The sequence below is a fragment of the Zhongshania marina genome, from assembly GCF_002915595.1.
Taxonomy (GTDB): Bacteria; Pseudomonadota; Gammaproteobacteria; order Pseudomonadales; family Spongiibacteraceae; genus Spongiibacter; species Spongiibacter marinus_B.
On sequence record NZ_PQGG01000038.1, the window covers coordinates 1 to 17,874 of the forward strand.

23 protein-coding genes are annotated in these 17,874 nt (G+C 47.2%); 7 read left to right on the plus strand and 16 right to left on the minus strand.

From position 1 onward, the window contains the following. Positions 1-135: 135 nt before the first annotated feature. The 15 genes from C0068_RS16265 to C0068_RS16335 form a co-directional block, all read right to left on the minus strand. Positions 136-453 carry a hypothetical protein gene (locus C0068_RS16265; protein WP_103685539.1) on the minus strand — a complete coding sequence of 106 codons (318 nt, stop codon included), beginning with the start codon at positions 451-453 and terminating at the stop codon, positions 136-138. Positions 454-1,077: 624 nt separating this feature from the next. Further along, positions 1,078-1,452, minus strand: coding sequence for a hypothetical protein (locus C0068_RS16270; RefSeq protein ID WP_103685540.1), 375 nt, complete (start codon positions 1,450-1,452; stop codon positions 1,078-1,080). Positions 1,453-1,828: 376 nt separating this feature from the next. After that, a complete protein-coding gene (locus C0068_RS16275) occupies positions 1,829-2,218 on the minus strand; it encodes a hypothetical protein (protein WP_103685541.1) in 390 nt (129 codons plus the stop codon). A 114-nt stretch (positions 2,219-2,332) separates the two neighbouring features. Next, positions 2,333-2,602: a hypothetical protein gene (locus C0068_RS16280; protein ID WP_103685542.1), complete on the minus strand. Its 270-nt coding sequence runs from the start codon at positions 2,600-2,602 to the stop codon at positions 2,333-2,335. 25 nt (positions 2,603-2,627) lie between these two features. Further along, positions 2,628-3,701, minus strand: a complete 1,074-nt coding sequence (locus C0068_RS16285; protein ID WP_103685543.1) for a DUF7146 domain-containing protein — start codon at positions 3,699-3,701, stop codon at positions 2,628-2,630. 317 nt (positions 3,702-4,018) lie between these two features. Further along, positions 4,019-4,360 carry a hypothetical protein gene (locus C0068_RS16290; protein WP_103685544.1) on the minus strand — a complete coding sequence of 114 codons (342 nt, stop codon included), beginning with the start codon at positions 4,358-4,360 and terminating at the stop codon, positions 4,019-4,021. Positions 4,361-4,437: 77 nt separating this feature from the next. Next, on the minus strand, positions 4,438-6,261 hold the full coding sequence (locus C0068_RS16295) for a cobaltochelatase CobT-related protein (RefSeq protein ID WP_103685545.1): 1,824 nt from the start codon (positions 6,259-6,261) through the stop codon (positions 4,438-4,440). A 13-nt stretch (positions 6,262-6,274) separates the two neighbouring features. Continuing rightward, positions 6,275-7,204: a DUF3150 domain-containing protein gene (locus C0068_RS16300; RefSeq protein ID WP_103685546.1), complete on the minus strand. Its 930-nt coding sequence runs from the start codon at positions 7,202-7,204 to the stop codon at positions 6,275-6,277. Positions 7,205-7,281: 77 nt separating this feature from the next. Then, entirely contained in the window at positions 7,282-8,106 is an 825-nt protein-coding gene (locus C0068_RS16305; RefSeq protein ID WP_103685547.1) for a hypothetical protein, read from the minus strand. Then, positions 8,106-9,071, minus strand: a complete 966-nt coding sequence (locus C0068_RS16310) for an AAA family ATPase (RefSeq protein ID WP_103685548.1) — start codon at positions 9,069-9,071, stop codon at positions 8,106-8,108. The genes C0068_RS16305 and C0068_RS16310 overlap by 1 nt, the downstream gene beginning before the upstream one ends. 349 nt (positions 9,072-9,420) lie before the next feature. Then, positions 9,421-9,663, minus strand: coding sequence for a hypothetical protein (locus C0068_RS16315; protein ID WP_103685549.1), 243 nt, complete (start codon positions 9,661-9,663; stop codon positions 9,421-9,423). Positions 9,664-9,889: 226 nt separating this feature from the next. Further along, positions 9,890-10,939: a lambda-exonuclease family protein gene (locus tag C0068_RS16320; protein ID WP_103685550.1), complete on the minus strand. Its 1,050-nt coding sequence runs from the start codon at positions 10,937-10,939 to the stop codon at positions 9,890-9,892. Positions 10,940-11,027: 88 nt separating this feature from the next. Beyond that, positions 11,028-11,966: a recombinase RecT gene (locus C0068_RS16325; protein WP_103685551.1), complete on the minus strand. Its 939-nt coding sequence runs from the start codon at positions 11,964-11,966 to the stop codon at positions 11,028-11,030. A gap of 89 nt (positions 11,967-12,055) precedes the next feature. Then, entirely contained in the window at positions 12,056-12,523 is a 468-nt protein-coding gene (locus C0068_RS16330) for a single-stranded DNA-binding protein (RefSeq protein ID WP_103685552.1), read from the minus strand. A gap of 144 nt (positions 12,524-12,667) precedes the next feature. Further along, positions 12,668-13,087, minus strand: a complete 420-nt coding sequence (locus C0068_RS16335; protein WP_146047915.1) for a hypothetical protein — start codon at positions 13,085-13,087, stop codon at positions 12,668-12,670. 396 nt (positions 13,088-13,483) lie between these two features. Here C0068_RS16335 and C0068_RS16340 point away from each other — a divergent pair, with 396 nt between their 5' ends. The 7 genes from C0068_RS16340 to C0068_RS16370 all read left to right on the plus strand — a co-directional run bounded on the left by C0068_RS16340 (position 13,484) and on the right by C0068_RS16370 (position 17,039). Then, a complete protein-coding gene (locus tag C0068_RS16340) occupies positions 13,484-14,887 on the plus strand; it encodes a fused MFS/spermidine synthase (RefSeq protein WP_103685554.1) in 1,404 nt (467 codons plus the stop codon). Between the two features lie 137 nt (positions 14,888-15,024). Beyond that, positions 15,025-15,312, plus strand: a complete 288-nt coding sequence (locus tag C0068_RS19830) for a CFI-box-CTERM domain-containing protein (protein WP_332908294.1) — start codon at positions 15,025-15,027, stop codon at positions 15,310-15,312. Then, complete coding sequence (locus tag C0068_RS16350) at positions 15,264-15,800, plus strand: hypothetical protein (protein WP_199176208.1); 537 nt, start codon at positions 15,264-15,266, stop codon at positions 15,798-15,800. Before C0068_RS19830 ends, C0068_RS16350 begins: the two co-directional genes overlap by 49 nt. Further along, positions 15,797-16,099 (plus strand): hypothetical protein, encoded by a 303-nt coding sequence (locus C0068_RS19700; protein WP_103685555.1) that lies wholly within the window; start codon positions 15,797-15,799, stop codon positions 16,097-16,099. Before C0068_RS16350 ends, C0068_RS19700 begins: the two co-directional genes overlap by 4 nt. 157 nt (positions 16,100-16,256) lie before the next feature. Further along, positions 16,257-16,514 (plus strand): hypothetical protein, encoded by a 258-nt coding sequence (locus C0068_RS16360; RefSeq protein ID WP_103685556.1) that lies wholly within the window; start codon positions 16,257-16,259, stop codon positions 16,512-16,514. Further along, positions 16,514-16,723 (plus strand): hypothetical protein, encoded by a 210-nt coding sequence (locus C0068_RS16365; RefSeq protein WP_103685557.1) that lies wholly within the window; start codon positions 16,514-16,516, stop codon positions 16,721-16,723. The genes C0068_RS16360 and C0068_RS16365 overlap by 1 nt, the downstream gene beginning before the upstream one ends. 7 nt (positions 16,724-16,730) lie before the next feature. Further along, positions 16,731-17,039 carry a hypothetical protein gene (locus C0068_RS16370; protein WP_103685558.1) on the plus strand — a complete coding sequence of 103 codons (309 nt, stop codon included), beginning with the start codon at positions 16,731-16,733 and terminating at the stop codon, positions 17,037-17,039. A gap of 313 nt (positions 17,040-17,352) precedes the next feature. On the opposite strand, the gene C0068_RS16375 is transcribed toward C0068_RS16370, so the two are convergent. Beyond that, on the minus strand, positions 17,353-17,733 hold the full coding sequence (locus C0068_RS16375; protein WP_146047916.1) for a hypothetical protein: 381 nt from the start codon (positions 17,731-17,733) through the stop codon (positions 17,353-17,355). Positions 17,734-17,874: the final 141 nt, after the last annotated feature.

Sequence of the window (17,874 nt, forward strand, 5' to 3'; positions counted from 1 at the left end):
TCAGATGCCTGATTTTAGCAAAAAACACTGGTTTTTAAGAGAAAATCTACAGCCTCAACGCCGCCAACACAGGCCGAGCGAATGCGAGGTTGCCAACCCATGCGTTTTTTGCATGGGCGATTGTGGTTGGCCTTGTTAAGTTTTTGATACTGCGCCCTCTAATTCAGCAGCATGTTTTTGGATGATTTCAAAGGTCTCTTTGCTAACTTCTTTTTTCTCCCTAAACAGGGAAACTTCAGATTTGACCGTTGCATAGTTGAGACTAAAAGTAGAACTACTAGCACCATGCGCTTTTAAGGTTATATGGAAATTGTAATCATCCCACTGAATATCGACTTCTGGGAAGTTGGTAAATGTGAAGTTATTTACCCTTAAGTCATGTATCAATGCTGTTGCGACAAAGCCACCAACCTCACAACTACTAAATTTTGAACTTGTAAAATATGTTCCCATGATTACTCCGAAATTCTGGGTGAAACTTAACAGTTTTGTTATGAAGACTGGGGCCTTATATCACTTTGGCTCCCTATCTCGGAGAGAATATTCGGGAGGTCATTGAAAAAAATGCCCTTCGATCAAAGGCTTGAGTGTGTATCGCAGAAAATTCTGTCGGCGTTAACAAGACTAGCTCCTTATATCTTTTCTATATTCCTTTCTCCTGATCATAAACCCGTTTAAGTATAAATCAACAACTTAGACGACTGTCCGCAGAATTAGTGAGCCCGCTTCCATTGAACACGCTTTTCATAAGCGAGAATAAGATTTAGCTCTACCGGAAAATAGGTCGATCTGAATGTCCGCTTTACGAACTTTAACCCCATCCGTAACTTTTTAATGGAGGTCGGCTATTGGCACACACCTGCCGACGAATACATCGACCTCAACGGCCGCTATGTGAGGTGGCCATAATATGGGTTAGCTCGCGCTCAATTATCGGTAAATGGGCGCGGCATATTTGGATTTCTAGTATCCAAGAGTCTCAATTTGGCCATTTTGTGGTTAAAAGTTAGGCCAGTTTTTGGATGAATCGACATTTGGCTTCCTTGTTCAGGCGCTCCCCACTTTGCTAGCGGATAACTAAGTCTTTTCTGATTGCTTATCAACATTACGGCCAAGAAGAAAAAAGCAAAGCGATGCTGCACCAACTAGACCGACGATCAAATCAAATGCTAGTGCGGTTTTACTGTAAATAGTGACAGTGGTGATTTTTAGCAATAGCAACGTAAAAAACCACCCGCCAACAGATGCTGCGATGCCAGCGAAAATAAGGAAAACACTTCGATGTGCCTCGCCTCCCCTACTGAATGAATAGGTGGCCGCTAGAAGACCAACTATCGAGCCACTAAGCATTGCATAAACGACGTCTCCAATGTCGATTTTTGACATAAGTAAAACAAAAATAACAATAACCATAAGGGCAATGCTCGCGACGCCCCAAATAAAACTCTGCATTTCATTCTCCATAGCTTGGTATAAACGGTTTGGCACAACAGGAATTATATTCTGATGCGATAACAGAATTGGATAAAATTAGGGCAAAACACTATGCCCACTTTTATGTTAAGTCGGACAGGACATTCCATGAAGTAAATTTCGGGCAAAAAAAGACCCCGCAATTGCAGGGTCTTGTCTGACTTCACTGAACTATTCAGTCCAGATCATCATCGAGGTTGTTCTCGGAACGCTCACAGATCGTGCGCCACCGCTTCTTGTCATCCCATTTCTGGTAGGCAAAAATCGCGGTGAAAACGACCGCTAATAATGCGGCTGTAAGTACAAGTTCTGTAGGCATAGGTCCAATAAACATCTCTGTGATCTCCTATATGGTTTACTCGGACTTATCTGGTTTGTCAACTTTGGCCGCAGTTTTGCGACGTTTAGCTGATCCAGATTTGCCGGTGCGGTTCATACGGAAGGCCAACAGATCGATTATCAGTTCCTTCATTCCAAGTTGGTACCCGTGGTTGTAGCGAGCAATCAGAGCCAAAGATGCGGTATACACTGCGACGATCAAAAACCCAATCGCCTTAGCGTCCCACACCATTGTCTCGTCATACACCTTCGGCATCGCATATGCAGCAAAGCTGCCAGTAATGCCTAGCATCGCAAGCTCGATAAGCTTGAAGATGTTGATTTTCACGGTGCACACAACCTTTTCAGAAAGAAGCTCCATCGTCTTTAAACGGTTGAGCCTCCTGAGTAGGTCGAGATTTTTCATGTTGTGCTTTCCTTGGTTGAATGATCTCCAACCTAGAAAGAGCAGATCCCCGAAGGGGAAATGCCCCTCCAGGGAAGAAATCGGTTAAGTGATAGCCGAAGCTATCGGATGGTTCTAGGCTTCGAGAAGCCCTTTCTTTTTCGCCTCGTCAATGCAAGATTGGCGGAAGCGACGTGCGAGGTTTAAAGCTTCAGCCCGCGTTGGTTTCCGGTAGTGCTCGCCTTTGAGAGAAACAATGTGCCCTCTAAGCGTACCGCCGAACCCCTCCACTAAGGCCTTATTTTCAACAGTGCAAAGTGGCTTCGTTGCAGCTCTGGGTGCCGTTGCATACCAGAGTAACTTTTCCTCATAGGTTGTGGGTTTCCCCTTTGGTATAGTGCCCATTGGCATATCTCCAAGTAGTTTAGCTTCAGGCAGCGTGAACGCTGAGATCTCGAAGGAGCTTGTCTAATTCCCAAAATCCTTTAGGGTCTCTGCACCACTGATCTGCCCAATCAACGCCTTTTCGATCACTGTCTAAAATGCGTATTGGTGGTAAAAGATTGAATACTCGAATTCCTCGGGAAGTAAGGTTCTGCTCCACGATAACAGCCGAATTTTCACTTGCTTTGTTTCTGTCCTTATCTAAGAAATTGATTACTGTGTGGACACCTGTTGGTGGCACAAAGCTCTGCAACATCGTATTGGACAGTCCAGGCCAGACTGAGAAAGATCGAGCCTCAAAAACTGACAATGCAGTTTCAAGACCTTCAGCAATTCCCATGACTCCGGCTACTGGTTCCATTACGCGAATAACGCGTCCCTTCGATTCTTTTGAAACCGTCGGGGTCAGTTTGCGGGTTTTATAGCCTTCTTCCATCTCTACCTTTAAGCCACCTTTGGTGATAAAAGTTCGATGAATTCCAACTGGTGAACCTGCGTTATTACGCACCAGGCAAAGTATTGCTGGATATGTTCCCAAGAGAACACCACCCTTGCCTTTGTAGTTAAGGTTAGGATGAAACCGAATGTCTTTTGAGCGTAAAGCTGCTCTTAAAACACGCCGATACGAGAAGTAAGCCCTTGCGGGATAACTCAGCGTTTCAGTAAGGGGCATAGATTCTCCCCATATTCGGTTCAACCAGGCACGAAGGGATGTTTCGTCCACTTCTTTTGGTTTAGGTAGATAGACCGGTCCCGGCCGGACAGACTTGCCATCCAGCCACTCCGAAAGCGCGTCATACGCTTCAGGAAAAGACCAGTCGTTTACCCACATCAACATATCAATCCCTTCCGGGATTACACGCAGAGACTGCTTTACGCCACCTCCAGTGAAGTTGGCGTCTTTGAACAACCGAAAGCCATCAGTACCGCCCGCAACGGGACAGGGCACATTCTCTCCGAGCTTAGACATCGCTTGAGAAAGTGCCGGTGCCAGCGCATTAAAGGCTGACAACCACCGACCGCTCATACGTCGTTTCATTTCTGTTGAGTTACGCTTCATATCCAAATCCTCCTGTCGATTGGCAGTTAGTTACCCCACCAGCCGTGAAGTGAATATGGCCGAAGCCATTAGTGAAGAGTTCGACGTGTCCAAAAAACGCGAGCCCAGCCTTCATTGCAACGCTGAAAGCGCTGTTCGATGACTTTGCTACAACTTCGGACAGTCACAGTTACGACCTCATTGCCACGGGCATTACGGGTCACTTGGTTAAGATCAATAGTCATAGTGCTATACCTTTCGTTGAGTGAGGCGCAGCACTTCCCCAAAGGGCAAAGTGCAAAACGCCCAGTGGGTTGAGTATTGTTTTGGTGTACTGATTAATTGAGCTTCTTCCTGTACCAGAAAAGCCACTCAAGTAATTCGTCTGGATTTACTCCAGTCGATAAACAGCAGTTGCGGAAGGAAAAAGGCGAGCCCTTGTCCTCTGCAGTAATCCACTTCCAGCTATCGTCATCGGGTCTTCTGTCACGACCACCACGACTCACGCCAAACGCAGATCTCACTGTTTCAATCAGCAGTTTCTCCCGAATAAATGGAATGTCTTCCTCGGGGATTTCGTTGCTTTCCAACTCGGCGGGTATTTCTAAGACGACCCCGTTTAAAAGGTCAGCCTTATCCAAGCGCTCCAGCAGATCGAAGATCGTCAGTTGAGCTTGCATCGGTGTATCTCCAAAAAAATGTGGAGACACACCCGCCCTTATGGGGAATGTATCCCCACGAGGGTTGATGAAGCTGGCTAGTGCAAATCAAGGAACCTCCCAGCTATGCTAAAAAGCGCAGACTGGAGTTCTTCAACGCTATTGATTACAGCGTTTTTCTTGAAATAGTTTCTAACCGCAGTTGAGTTAATGCCGATCGCATAAACATCGACAAAGGGTTCGATAAGCTTGGTCATGTACTGCACCGAGTTACCGTCATTTGGTGCTCCATCAGTGATGACAATGAGCACTTTTCGTTCGCTTCTACTCACAGCAAGCTCCCGCCCGGCGTAAAGCATCGCTTCAGCAAGAGGTGTACCCCCGCTGGAACGAACTGCACATCGCCCAAGGTTGACCCTTACAGGTTGACCGCGGTTGATCATCGGGCTGACTGCGCCGCCTTTCCCAGGAAACATCGAAACTGCAATGTCGCACTTGGGTATAGACGAGACAGCCAAAGCTAATGACACTGCCGCCTGGTTAGCGATGTCCTGAATGTTCCCCATAGATCCACTAGCATCAAGGAGCACATGGACTGCTGTATCAGGCCGCTTGGTTTCCTCCCGCTTTTTGAAGACGCGAGTATCACCAGAGACCATGCGAGTTAACCGCTTGCCATCTACTCGGCGCCCCCTATGATGCAGGAACTCCTTTTGACGGCTTTGGGCTTGCAAGAGACCAGCAAGGCGAGCGCGAATCATCGACGAAGACAGAATCCCCGCGTGTAATGAATCGACGTTGCCCGTGTTCCCTACTGTGTCGCCAACTGAGTCTGTATCAAGAGTAAAACTGCTACTCCGGCCGTTATCTTCAACAGCTTTTTCAGACAGGTCAGCGCGAAGCTGTGAAACAATGTCTTCCGGTAAATCAGTTTCCTGAATCATCCGAGAGTGTGCAGAAGCACCATTGCCAGCTTGAGTTGAGTCAGAATCGCCCGGCGAGCCGCTTGAGTCTTGACTGGACGACGAATCGGAGCTTGATTGAGGATCGGAGCCTGGTTGGCCTGGCGTATTCCCATCATCAGTTTTATCAGCTCCTGAATCACCATCACTGGTTTTACCATCCCCGCCATCAGCAGTTTGATCACCTTGGCCAGAATCACCACTATCACCATCATCTCCTGAGTCTGAATCGCCCTGAGTACCCGAAGGATCAGCAGAGCTATCGTCACCATTTGAATCTGATTGCCGTGGATTATCAGCTTCAGCACTATTTTGCTTTTGGCGCTCCTCTTCCTCTGCATCTTTCAACGCGTCAAGGATTCGGCGGGCAAGTATTAAGCAGTCTCTTGAATCTTTGAGTTTTGGCATGTTCTGTTTAAGCAACACATCCAAACGGACAAAAAAACCTTCAGGGAAAGTTTCTCTAACCACCAAGTCACTGGCCTCGAATAGATCCTTCTCTACTTCTCTGTTCAATGACTCGTAGTACAGTCGATGAAGCAGATATTGGTGTAGCTGAGTAGCCTCACTGTCTTCAGCGCAAGCCGGAGGGCTCATTCCACTGTCCACAATGTATGTTTGCATGGCGCTGAGCGTTTCCACTGTTCCCGGAAACAACTCCTGCATCATGCGTTCGATACGAATATCCTCAATAATATTGAGAAAACTCTTCTCGATTTCTGAAGTGCATAGACCGATTACCGCGAAGTTAGAATCTCTAATGTGAGCAGACTCATGGGCGAGATAACCGAACAGTACGTCAGACATGCCCCTCATATCGGACAGCATAGGAAGCACAATTGACTCCCCATTAGTGCAAGCGTCGGTCCCCGAGAGAATGACCTTTACACCAAATTGCTGACCATAAGCGGCTGCGACGATAGGTAAGGCCCTTTCTAGGGCCGATTGCATGGAACTCATAGCGAACTCCTTGTTAGAAATAACCTACAACACGACCTGCTGCGGGAGCGGGTGCGGCAATAGATGGTGAGGGTTGAGTTTCCGCCGGAGCAGAGTTTGAGGATGGGCGTTGAACCAACTCGGATACTGAAAAATCTCCCTGGTACATACGTTCGAGCTTTTCAGCGTCGTCGCACATGGACAGGAAAGTTACAGTGGGCCCGAATTTGGGGTGGTCTTTGTCAATTCGCTCAAGAGGTATCATTTGATACAAACTCTTAAACTCTCGCAAAACGGCAAGAATTCTGCCGTTTCCAAAGCTCAACGTATCCAGTTTGTTGCAGAACGGCTCAAGCTGCTCTCGTAGCTTTTGGCCGCTAATGGCAGTGTTGCGCTCCAACAGTCGTTTGACCATCTGGCGGCAGCCCTGCCCTACTTCGTGTAGTACCTGGTTCGCAATCTCTCCCTCATCCGGCTCATAGCCTTCTAGTGGATTGATCTTGTATAGCTTGTAGCTGAAGCCATAGGATTCGGCCACTGTGGTTGAACCAGGTATCTGATTCTCCAGTATGTGGGCGAACTCCTTAACCTCTTCATCAAGCAGCCAGGCGTCCCGGTTCTCATCAAACTTTGCCAAGAAATCTGACAAGGAAGCGTCGAACTCGGTGTTGATGCTATTGAGCCTAGTAACAAGCTCGTCGATCTCGTGGTCCGGTATTGCGTAGCCACCCATAAAGCGAGTTCCTACTGCCAGACATGCACGTTCAGCCGCTTTCCGTTTGTTGTTCATCGGATCGAGAGCTGAGGGTGGGAAAATCTTTTTCCGGCCCAGATCAAGCATTTTTTGAGGAGGGATCTTCCCATCCTTTCCAAGCTGAATATCCAAATCCCGAGAGGCTTTCTTTTCTCCAGACCAGCAACGGACTTTCAGATGGACGAGTGTAGTTCCACGGATAAATTCCATGTTGTTTCTCCTAAGAGGTTTGGTTGAGTGAGCCGGTTAAGGCGAGGTTGAGTGATTCACCGTTATGGTGAATTTTGTTAGAAAAAAGCAGCCTTGCTTGTCGTTTCGATATTTCTGAAACTAAATGGCGCTTCCTTTGAACCCACTTCAATGCAGAGCTGATTAAAGAACACGCGGTCCGCGAGCTTTATGCATGCGTCCCGTACTTGCTTAGCTACTATCCCGTCGTTTGGCATTGCGGAGTAATCCGAAAGCCATTCAGCGCGAGCTTCGCTAAACAAGTCATCTGCTTTGGTTGGGCTAGGGTTTACAATCAAGTCATCATTGGAAATCAGCACTTCAAAGCCGTGATCGGCTAATTGGTGCTTCACAACGAAAAGGAACAAAAACGCTAAAGGTCCCTGGTCGTATTCCACCTCACAATGCAACGAATTTTCTGTCACAGAGTCCGAATAGTCCGGCAAAAAGGCAAAATCCAATTGAGCAAGCGTAGAATCAAAATCCTTGACGGACTTGATAAAGCTCGTGCGCAAGCTCAAGACTTCCGATTTCAGATCTACATCTTCGGTAAGCTCGTGGTCAAACGGCCTTACAACGAAGAAAGCACTTCTAGACTTCGTGGGTGATCCAGCCAAAGGCGGTAGGTCGGCAACATTTGTCATCTGCACTACCTTTCGGGCGGATCGATCAACCGTTAGGCTAGACCTCTCCGTGTATCCCTTCTTCAGCTTTCCCTCAGCAATAGAGGCCCAGTGCTTGTTTTCAGATCTCGTGGTGAAGGTTAATGCCGAACCTCGACGGCCATACCAAATTTCATGGTTTCCGTTTGAGTCCAACTGGTCAGAAATAGCCCAGTATTTATCCGAGCTACCCGCATTAAAATGGTAAACGTGAATAGCCATTAAGCATCCTCCTCTGACCAAGAAGGACCAAATACATCTTTGGCTATACGTTGAATCGCGATTTTTTGCTCTGGTTCAGCCTTAGAAAGCAGGGCTTGGTTCAAAGCGTAGGACAGCGCGTTAGGCGCAGTTCTAAAATCGAGAGTCAGTTTTGCCCAGCGGCACAAGGCGCGTGTGGACATGGTTATCGTTAAAGGAGTGGCCGTTTCTGCACCACCGATGAAAAGCTGTCTGACCTGGTTTGCAACACGGATCATGTTGTTGCGAATTTCAGCCGGCAGCGAAGGACACTTCTTCTCAAGAATCGTCATTTCGATTTCAGGGGTGGGATATTCCACCTCGATAACGCGAAAACGATCCATGAAAGCAACGTCAAGTGCGTTAACACCTGCGTACAGTCCAGTTGGGTCACCAGATCCCGAAGAGTTACCGTTCATAATGATCCGAAAATCATCGTGAGGGTAAATCACCTTGCCACCATTAGCCGCAATGACTAAGGGGTGGCCTTCCAGAATGTCGTGCAATCCTGAAAGCTGGCCGGGGTCAGCGCGATCGCCCTCATTGAGAACGAACAGTCTTCCTTCGATCATGGCGGTAGTAAGTGGACCGTTGATCCACTCCATGTTGCCATTGACCATTTTCCAAGCACCAACCAGATCGTCAAACTCCATGCGGCTGTGCGCGGTGAAGTGAGAGATTGGCCAGTTGAGCCTTGCAGCAACTTGGTAAGGTAGGGTTGTCTTGCCAGAACCATAGTGGCCCCAAACATAGAACCCATCTCCATCAGGATCATCCAAGAAGTTCAGGATGTCCCGAAGAACCTCGCGCCGAAACACGTAGTTCTTGTCAAGCTTGGGAACCGCGTGGCTTCCAATTTCGGCATGAGAGAGGGCTGTGACTTCAGTGGGTACACCTGGAATACCAAATGCAGTGCCGACTGAGACTTGTTGAGTACGATTAGTCATGGTGTTTCTCCAAAGGTTGAGTGCATAGCCAAGACCTTCAGACACACCAATAGCCAACAGGCTGATGATGTGCCTGCGGGCGACTACTATTTTGAGTTGAGTTTAAGCATACAGCCGTAGCTGCCGTGACTTTTTCAATGCTTGATGAGAGCCACTTATTTTGTCGTGCAAGCACGATCAAAATTCTTTGGAAACCTTTAAGAGTAACTGCCTTTTTTAGGACTATAACAGACACCAATCATAGCACTAAAAAAGGCAGACACAATCTCTGTGCCTACCTATTCCGAACGCCGGAGCGAGCGGTTAAACGGCCCTGAGGCCGTTGATGCAGGTAGTGTTACAACGGCCATTACGCGACGGCCGATTTTGGGTGCGTCTGGAAGATTACGTGCGTAATCTGGGTCTTGTTCGCCAGCGCGGTCCCATCATCATAAATACAAATTCCAGCATGCCTTGTTGCAACAACTGACATATCTCGTCCTGTACGGCGAGCCACCTTTGTGGCTAGATCAATTGCGGTTTCCGTGCATTTATCACAAACGCACTGGGTACCTTTTGGTGTTGCTGGCTTGGTTACGGTTTCTGTCAACATATCGCATCTCCTAAGAATTGGTTTTGTATGAAGTCCGTGGACTCCCCGAAGCACTCTCAGTAAAAGCACTTTGGGAAGCCCACGAACCTCGCCAATAGATGGAGAAGCGACATGGTTGCCAATCGCAGTTCAGCGAAGGGCGTGAATTCTTGAGCGGTGGAATGCTCTACAAGAAATAAGCGACAAGGGGATAAAATCCCCCTGCGCGTTTGTCACTAAAATTCGTCTAAAAGTAACTTGATCGACCTTTCAACTGTTCGGGGATCTCAATGTTGACCAAGGCGTCTTCAGACTTCGTGAAGCGCGACTCGGATCGAGAATCCTTGCGATAGTTTTCAAGCTCTAACTCAAAATCTTGACCGGGGAACTTGTCCGCCAGAAACGATTTGTAGTCAATGTTACCTTGCTTAACGAATAAAGAGATTTTTACCCCACCGACATCCGCCTGCATAAACGGACCCATCATGGTAATCATCTGCTTTTGAACAGCCTTCTGATCTTTGTCCAGCTCAGACAGCTGTTCCTTTAGTGCCTTCATGCGGCTATGGTTGTCACGCCATATATCCGCATAGCTCCTCCAAGCGAAATAGTCATCTCCTTCGGCGGGTTCAAAAACATCGCGCTCAGGATCTTTCTCTGGAGGGGTGTTGGTTTCAACTAAATTCCAAAACCATTTTGCGTGGTTAAGAATTGAGATTTTCTGACCTTCAGACACAGATATAGGGAACTCCATGTCTTCAGGGCCGTTCTCAGTTTCCCGATAAAACAGCAAAATCCCTTCGTTTTGGCCAGCTACGATGGCTTGAGCTTGAGTTTGTGCCTCATACATAATGTATGCCGCACTATTCACGCCTTTTGCCTTCACATCTTCCCATTGTGCATCAGAGGGTGCCTTAAACTCATGGGGCTTAAAATTTTCATCTAAGCCATCAAAGCTTGCTCGGAATGGTCGCCAATCGCGATATTCTCCGCAGGAAGGAACAAGAAGCTGACCAGCTCGGTTTTCTGAGACTTGCCGTGCTTTGTCTTCCAGGCGATTACCTCTCTTCACGTTCGGGTTAGCAGAAATATCAGCAGTATTAAAACGGCCGGTTTTTTCTGCCCAAAGCTGGTATGGCGTCTTGTATGGACTAAGCCCAAGGATTATGGGTATATCTGAAGCAGTAATGCCCTCAGAACGCCATTCAAGCCACTCGTCACTTTTCTGGTTGAGATCCACAACATAGAATGACGCATTGCCATCAGCTGAAGTGGTTATCTTTGCGGGAGCGCCCATATCGATACCTCATTAGTTGAGGGGGCATAAACTCCCATAGGGGAGTTTAATTTCCCCCGGTGGGTTGAGTACGTGTAGAAGTTTAGCGTTAACCGACTTCTCGGTAATCGGCCTCTTCTGGTTGAACTTCTTGTAGTCGAGCCAAAGCGAACGCCAAGTACGCAGGATCTTTGATTCGATTCTCCATCAACTCCTTGCAAGCCTCGAAAGACTGGCTTTGGACAGCGCGAGTTAGCGCCTGGTTAATGAATGACAGCGTTCGTGAATCCACATCCTCTTCCTTAGCAGGAGCGGTGATTGCTGCTTGGTTAGCGTTTGAAACGGCCTTTGGTACAAAACCTTCTCCATTCTCAACATTGAGAAATTCAATGACTTTCGCCATTTTAGGAGACGATGCAGGCCACCATTTTGCTGCGCGTTTTAGAATTGACTTCAACTGCATTTGGGATTCCCATTCGAGCCAAGGGCCGGAATTGGAATTGTAGGCCTGAGAAGCGTCTCGAATCTGATCCATGTCCGCTTTGGACATATTGTGGATCTGAACCTTGCCGTTTATCAGTTCTGTAATGCAGTATCCGCCAATCACTTCTCCGCGATCGGTAGAAAAGACATTTGCATCATGATCAGGAATGCGGGTAGGCCCTTTAAACAGATATGAATCCTGTTTGTAGACCAGCTCGCATACAGCATTGGCTATTACGCCTTCTGCTTGACCAAGAGCAATTAAGCCTCGATAAGAAATATCCAGCTTAACCTTTGGAGGTGTTCCCTTCTTGTCAGCCCGAGGAATCAAATAAGCAAGTTGCCTTACTGGATTCAGAGAGATGCCAATGGCCGCAACGTTGTACATTGCAAGCCGGAGAGAGTCTGGATCGTTGACTGCGGTAGTCAGCAAATAATCGTTCTTCATCAGCTGCTGCATCGCAAAGACTTCTTCAGCCTGAAACGATAGATCCGAAGATGTGAACTTTACTGCTGCTTGGGCGATTTGATCTTTACAAATCACCAAGGGGTTTTGGTTGCTCATGAGAGTTTACCTGTGTTGAGTGAAGGTGATATATCGAAGGTAAAGGAGACGAATCCCAAACTCACAAGGAGTAAGGGATCGTCAATCTGCTAAACAGGTACATTTGAACCGTAACCGCTATTCGCAGGCGCTCGGGTTGACCGCATGTTGCTGCGGCTATTCGGGCGCTGTTGTTGCTGTTGGGCAGGAGGTGCTGCTTGTTGATCGTTACCCTGAGACTCACCCTTGGTGTAGTACCGAGGAAGCTTTTTAGGAAACGTGTCGCAATACAGCTCGGTGATATACCGAGTCTCGCCGTCCTTTTGGTATTCCCGCGTCCGCAGATCCAACTGGTCCAGGTGAACTAAGTCGCCAGGAGCCATTTTAGTGTTGAAGTGATCTGCGACATGACCAAAAGCAACCAAACGGTGCCAGTTGTCATACTCTTTAAAACTACCGTCTTTCTGCTTCACATTTTTTGTCGTGCAAATAGTGAAGTTTGAAACGCTAGTGTTGTCAGCAAGAGCTGCAGGAGTGATTTGACCGATACGGCCGATCAGAATGGTTTGTTGATACATGATGTATCTCCTTGAGAGTGTTGAGCGCACAGTCAATCCGCAGAAGCGAATCTGAGTGCTGTGAAAGGCTTTATTGCCTTAGTTAGGTTTGATTGCATCTCATAGCGGGTGCCACAAGATGCAAGGGTTAAGAACCAAAGGCTCTTAGTCGGGTGATTGCTCGATTAAAAGTCCAGAATGAACTTTTGGTTGAGCATTTAGGAAGCGTTGATTCCGCAGGTGTTGAAGCGTAAGCGGTGTTACTTCCAGTGTTTCAACAACAGTATGTACCGTCCGAGCCTCGGGTTTACTCGTAGGGATCAAATAGCATAAGCCTTTTAAACCCAGAACAAATCCCTTGAACAAAGCGCGGAAGACCATTGCCGAAATTCGGAACGGGAGCATCATTAACGCACCGGCATTATCAATAGTTTTATCCACAAGGGTAAAAGCAATATCAACAAGTCGAGCGGCAAAAAGCTGTCCGAAAATCATGGTGAATAGCGCCACAAATGTTATTACGCCGTATTCCATAGGAATGTTTCCTTCATTGGTTGAGTTAAAGCCAAATGCCGTAGCATCCACACCCGTTTCATGGCTAGCGAGGGGTGTTTTTCAAGTGCCTTGCAACAGAAGAAGCAAGAGCAACAAGAAACGAAGGAAATCGTGCGAACCACCCGTCAAGGCAGTTTTGGCTGAGCGCAAGAACGCACAGGCAAAATAACCCTAGGGGATATGACTGGTAGAGACCGAAGTGGTATTGAAGGTTTAGCGGAGAAGAGTAAGCCCAACCCTTGTGGGTCTGACGCCTCTAGGGGCTTGTTGGGGCGTCGTCAGATAAAGTTATCTAGACTGAATTTAGCCCAGATTGGACAGAGAATCAACTTTCGTCTTTTGGGGCGCGTGTTTTGCCCCAATTCCGGCTCCGTACCACCATTGTTGGGCGTATCCTCCGTGTAAATTCTAAGGAAATGCCACCCTATGAAGCTCCAATATCGTGCAGCTGCAATCCTGTTTCTGGAGGGCTTAGCTAGCAGTGGCCTACAAATGATAACTATCCGGCAAACAATACCCTTTGTTGGATCGAGCGTTCTCAGCACGAGCATTATTATCAGCACATTTTTAGCCGCCTTAGCACTTGGGTACTACATTGGGGGCAGAGTTCGTAGCGAGGACTACGAGCGAGCACTCTACCGAAACATCCTAATAGGCTGCACCATATTCGGCGTGGGCCTCTCATACCCTTTTGTCGAAACCTTCTTTTTCTTACTGTCAAATTTGCTCGGTACGGGTGCAATCTTAGGCAACCCTTTACTCCACTTATGTCTGTTTTGCCTGCTTGTAATGGCACCGCTTGTCTTTGCCCTGGCTCAAACCGTTCCTCTCCTTCTCAATACTACCGTGGGATTAAGTAATAGCCGTGCTGCTGGAAACGCTACGGCGATTAGTACCGTGGGTAATGTCATTGGCTGCGTTCTCACCTCATTGGTCGTTATGTATTTCCTTGGCGTGGGTGCCTCGATAATCCTTAATTGCCTATATTTGATAATTTGCGCATGGCTAACAACAGGCCAGACCAGTAAGTCGAAAGCCACAACTTTCGTAGCCACATCAGCAATTATTGCTGTATCCGTCGGGCTTAATGTTCTCATTCCCAGAGCGATCATGTTCTCCGATGGAGCTTATTCAAATATCGAAGTATTCGATGTCCCCGGTGGTAAGAAAATGGTGATGAATGGAAGCAATTCTTCGTTCATAGGGACTGAGGAGCGAGATGGCTGGCCGTACATCGAGGTTATCAAAGAGGTGGTATTCGCTAGCCAGGAAGAGGGGCTGGATGTGCTGGTGCTTGGCGCCGGCGGCTTCACATTAACCACTGGTGATATTGGCTCGGCAAAGGTCACCTATGTAGATGTTGATCCAGAAGCTAAACGGGCAGCGGAAGAGGCCTTTTTGGGCACACCAATTACAGGCCAATTTATACAGGACGATGCTCGACGGTATCTATTGAGATCGACCGAACGATGGGACTTTATTGTGGTGGATGTTTACAGCAATTCTTCTACCATCCCCGCCCACATTTCAACTCTTGAATTTTTCAACTTAGTGAGCTCGCGACTCAAGCCAGCTGGCAAAGCAATCATGAACATTGTTGCAAAGCCAACGCTAGAAGACAGCTACTCAGCCAGTATGGATAGAACAATTAGAGAGGCCTTCCCTTACTGTATTACCCACATAAGCGGATTCAGAAATGCACTCGAAAATATTCTCTATTTTTGCCGTAACAAGAACGCTTCCTCTGAAGTTGCTGGTTTGTATAAAGATGATACAACCAGAGTTGAAGTCGAAGGGTTCATGGCCCTGCACAGAGGAAATTCAAAGTGAGACGCAATAAAGATATGAACGATTGGGTGTCCGCCAGCGACATAGGGCGAGCAGAGTTCTGCCCAAAATATCTTGAACACCGCCAAAGAGGCGTCCGGGTCGGAAAGCATGCGATAGCTAAGCGAAAAATTGGGGAGATGGGGCATGATGATCTTAACAAAAGCGTGTCTGATAGCCGCTGCTTCGTAGCGTCTCATTTGTATGGCGCGACAGACGAAAGAACGGAAAGCCTAAGGGAGTTCAGAGACCAGAAGCTACTCGGTCACCTGCTCGGCCGTGCTTTGATCCATGCCTACTACGCAATATCGCCACCGCTTGTTGCTCTTTGCCAAAGATTTCCAGTTTTGGATAAGGTAATTAAGCCTTTGGTCGATCGATGCGCATCAGCAGCAAAAAGGAGGATGAAGAAATGCCAACGCTCGTGATCGGATACCTGGTATTTGGTCTACTCGCAGTAATTGCTCTTCTACTTCTATTTCATATCTTTCGCTCGAAGGAACAAGGCGATATTTCCGGAAAGCTGATATGGACTGATTATGGAATAAAGACCAAGCCCTTTTATCATTCGGAATTTCTTGTGTTTGGAAAACCGGATCTAATGTACAAAGTCAGGCGTGGTGTAAAGGCTGTCGAATATAAACACAGAATGGGGCCGGTATTCGACTCTGATATTGCACAGGCACTGGCTGCAGCACTTGCCGCCAGGGGAAGTGGTTACCGCGTAATAGAGGTTTTAGTAAAAACCCGATCCACAGAGCTCTCCATTGACCTACGTGAATCTGATTCGGCCGTTTACCGTAAACTTCAGGGGTATGTGCTGTTAGTCCGCCAGGCTAAAGATGGCAGAGCTATGCAGAAGAAACCGGAAGCTCGAAAATGCCGAAGCTGCGCTTACAGGGAGGCATGTGCGTGAACGATGAGGAAGAAAGTCTGGCTCTCCCCGAGTTGGTAGCTGTAGGACAGTATGAACCAAGCTATCCCCTCAAAGATTTGAGCCGGAGTCAGAAAAAGCAATTGTGGGCACACCTAAAGCGGTACCATTGCAACATTGCAGCTTCACTGACGGTTGATAGCGGAGACCAAGGTTTCTGTAAATTGATGTCCGAGTTCGACGGAAATCTAGTTCTTCATCTTAAGTATTTCCCTGCAGATATTCGTTCCAGTATAGAAAGTGAAATTAATTTCACACATTGCGAAATTGTGGGTTGCTAGATCTAAAAGTCGTGAGAATCTATCTACACGAAGACACGTTGAGTGTGTTGAGTGCTTGCCCTGGTCAGCCGGGGCTTTTTTCTCTACCTGCTCTACCTACCGAAGGACGTTGAGTGCTTGCCCCTTACTCCAGAGGGGCTTTTTTTGGACCCAATTTATGAATACCGCTACAAAACCAGTTTTTGTTAATTTTGTGGGTTGGTTTGGCGCCGTCTCGGGGCCTGTGGCAGCCGCAATACTGGCCTTGAATATCCCAGTCAGCCCTTATGCTTACCCTCTATTCCTGCTCTCTTCCCTTTGCATGACCGCTCACGGTATAGCAGTAAAGGACAATAAAGTGGTTACACAGAATATGCTTTTTAATATTATAAATTTGATCGGCGTTATCAGGTGGTTGCCGGGCGGATCTTCATAATGAAGGTTCATCGAAGTATTTTATTTTTAATTAAATTTTTCCTGCTTGTTTTGCTGTCTATTTATATCGGTATTGTGTGGTGGCTGGCGATTAGAGTATTTCAAGAACACGGGGTTTTCTCCGCTGTCGCCTTGGCGCTTGCGTCCACGGTGTTCGTTAAATGGGGAGCTCTCCCTGCAGTGAAGCGTTTCTTATCAAAATTGGAGTAATCTAAGAATGAATAAATTAGTAATACTAGTAGCAACTATCGCCATGACTTCGGCTGTATTCGCTGAGTCGGATGCTTATAAAATGTACGCCATGGCTTCAGATCTCGCAGGAGGCAGCAATAGCGTCGAAGTGTTCGTCGATGTTGGTAAAAAGTGTGGCGTGGACGCAAGGACGCAAGAGAACCCCTGGTTCGCGTGGATAGGCTCATCTACAGTCAACCAACCGAGATTTCAAGCGGCGCTATCAGCCAAAGCTGACGGGAACCATTCTGAGTATAATCGCGCAATAAAGTCGATTGCTTGTGCCTCTAAATAGGCTTTATTTCTTTCAGGGCAGGTCTCTCCTACCCTGCTAATACCGGATATTCGTAAGCGTCCGGCGAACTCACCTTACTTCAGGGCTGCCAATTGTGCGGGGCTAGCCCACTCCACCCCGTCGCCTTTGTGCAGGTAACGCGTTTCTGTTGTGCTGGCACTGTTGGCGGTACGGTTCTTATAGGTAACAATGGTATTGCCACCGACATGGTGGGGCTTTCTTTGTATTTAAAACTGACTGAGGCTTCTTAGTCGTGAGCTAGTTTTGGACAAACTCAAAAGCCTTTGATTATTAGGTAAGTTACAAGCTATTTTCACTTCCATAGCCCACCTCCAGTCGAACTTAAATGGGTTTTTAGCTTTTTATGGACAAATATCCAATACACAACAACATATATAATTATAGCTATTATAATAATACCTGAGCGCTCAATTTCTGACATCGACTCCCTAACGAAAATAAATAATAATAGACCATTAAAGATGACCGGAAGAACAAGTAACTTGCCCTTCCAGCCCTCACCAAGGCAGCCTATATGCTGATACACATAAGTACAAACTGCTAACGCAATCCCCAAAAAAAGTATAAACAGAAATTCGTGACCCTGAGCTAAAAGACCGGGAAGCAGATGCATGCCACCAATAAAACCAAAGCAATATCCGAGCCCCGACTCTATCGGATTAAACTTAGTCATGATTAGACAATTCATGAAGCGACGTAGTTTTAGCCCAGCCAACCGCGTTTGCCACTGGGTGTCTCGCAAGATGAGTCATACCAAATTCTGCGACGCTATAGATATTAGCAAAATGATCCACACCGTTAGCAGTTCACCACC

Bases quoted from the DNA above. Each gene is read 5' to 3' on its own strand.
- C0068_RS16265 (WP_103685539.1), bottom strand. From the start codon at position 453: ATGGGAACATATTTTACAAGTTCAAAATTTAGTAGTTGTGAGGTTGGT.
- C0068_RS16270 (WP_103685540.1), bottom strand. From the start codon at position 1,452: ATGCAGAGTTTTATTTGGGGCGTCGCGAGCATTGCCCTTATGGTTATT.
- C0068_RS16275 (WP_103685541.1), bottom strand. From the start codon at position 2,218: ATGAAAAATCTCGACCTACTCAGGAGGCTCAACCGTTTAAAGACGATG.
- C0068_RS16280 (WP_103685542.1), bottom strand. From the start codon at position 2,602: ATGGGCACTATACCAAAGGGGAAACCCACAACCTATGAGGAAAAGTTA.
- C0068_RS16285 (WP_103685543.1), bottom strand. From the start codon at position 3,701: ATGAAGCGTAACTCAACAGAAATGAAACGACGTATGAGCGGTCGGTGG.
- C0068_RS16290 (WP_103685544.1), bottom strand. From the start codon at position 4,360: ATGCAAGCTCAACTGACGATCTTCGATCTGCTGGAGCGCTTGGATAAG.
- C0068_RS16295 (WP_103685545.1), bottom strand. From the start codon at position 6,261: ATGAGTTCCATGCAATCGGCCCTAGAAAGGGCCTTACCTATCGTCGCA.
- C0068_RS16300 (WP_103685546.1), bottom strand. From the start codon at position 7,204: ATGGAATTTATCCGTGGAACTACACTCGTCCATCTGAAAGTCCGTTGC.
- C0068_RS16305 (WP_103685547.1), bottom strand. From the start codon at position 8,106: ATGGCTATTCACGTTTACCATTTTAATGCGGGTAGCTCGGATAAATAC.
- C0068_RS16310 (WP_103685548.1), bottom strand. From the start codon at position 9,071: ATGACTAATCGTACTCAACAAGTCTCAGTCGGCACTGCATTTGGTATT.
- C0068_RS16315 (WP_103685549.1), bottom strand. From the start codon at position 9,663: ATGTTGACAGAAACCGTAACCAAGCCAGCAACACCAAAAGGTACCCAG.
- C0068_RS16320 (WP_103685550.1), bottom strand. From the start codon at position 10,939: ATGGGCGCTCCCGCAAAGATAACCACTTCAGCTGATGGCAATGCGTCA.
- C0068_RS16325 (WP_103685551.1), bottom strand. From the start codon at position 11,966: ATGAGCAACCAAAACCCCTTGGTGATTTGTAAAGATCAAATCGCCCAA.
- C0068_RS16330 (WP_103685552.1), bottom strand. From the start codon at position 12,523: ATGTATCAACAAACCATTCTGATCGGCCGTATCGGTCAAATCACTCCT.
- C0068_RS16340 (WP_103685554.1), top strand. From the start codon at position 13,484: ATGAAGCTCCAATATCGTGCAGCTGCAATCCTGTTTCTGGAGGGCTTA.
- C0068_RS19830 (WP_332908294.1), top strand. From the start codon at position 15,025: ATGGGGCATGATGATCTTAACAAAAGCGTGTCTGATAGCCGCTGCTTC.
- C0068_RS16350 (WP_199176208.1), top strand. From the start codon at position 15,264: ATGCGCATCAGCAGCAAAAAGGAGGATGAAGAAATGCCAACGCTCGTG.
- C0068_RS16360 (WP_103685556.1), top strand. From the start codon at position 16,257: ATGAATACCGCTACAAAACCAGTTTTTGTTAATTTTGTGGGTTGGTTT.
- C0068_RS16365 (WP_103685557.1), top strand. From the start codon at position 16,514: ATGAAGGTTCATCGAAGTATTTTATTTTTAATTAAATTTTTCCTGCTT.
- C0068_RS16370 (WP_103685558.1), top strand. From the start codon at position 16,731: ATGAATAAATTAGTAATACTAGTAGCAACTATCGCCATGACTTCGGCT.
- C0068_RS16375 (WP_146047916.1), bottom strand. From the start codon at position 17,733: ATGACTAAGTTTAATCCGATAGAGTCGGGGCTCGGATATTGCTTTGGT.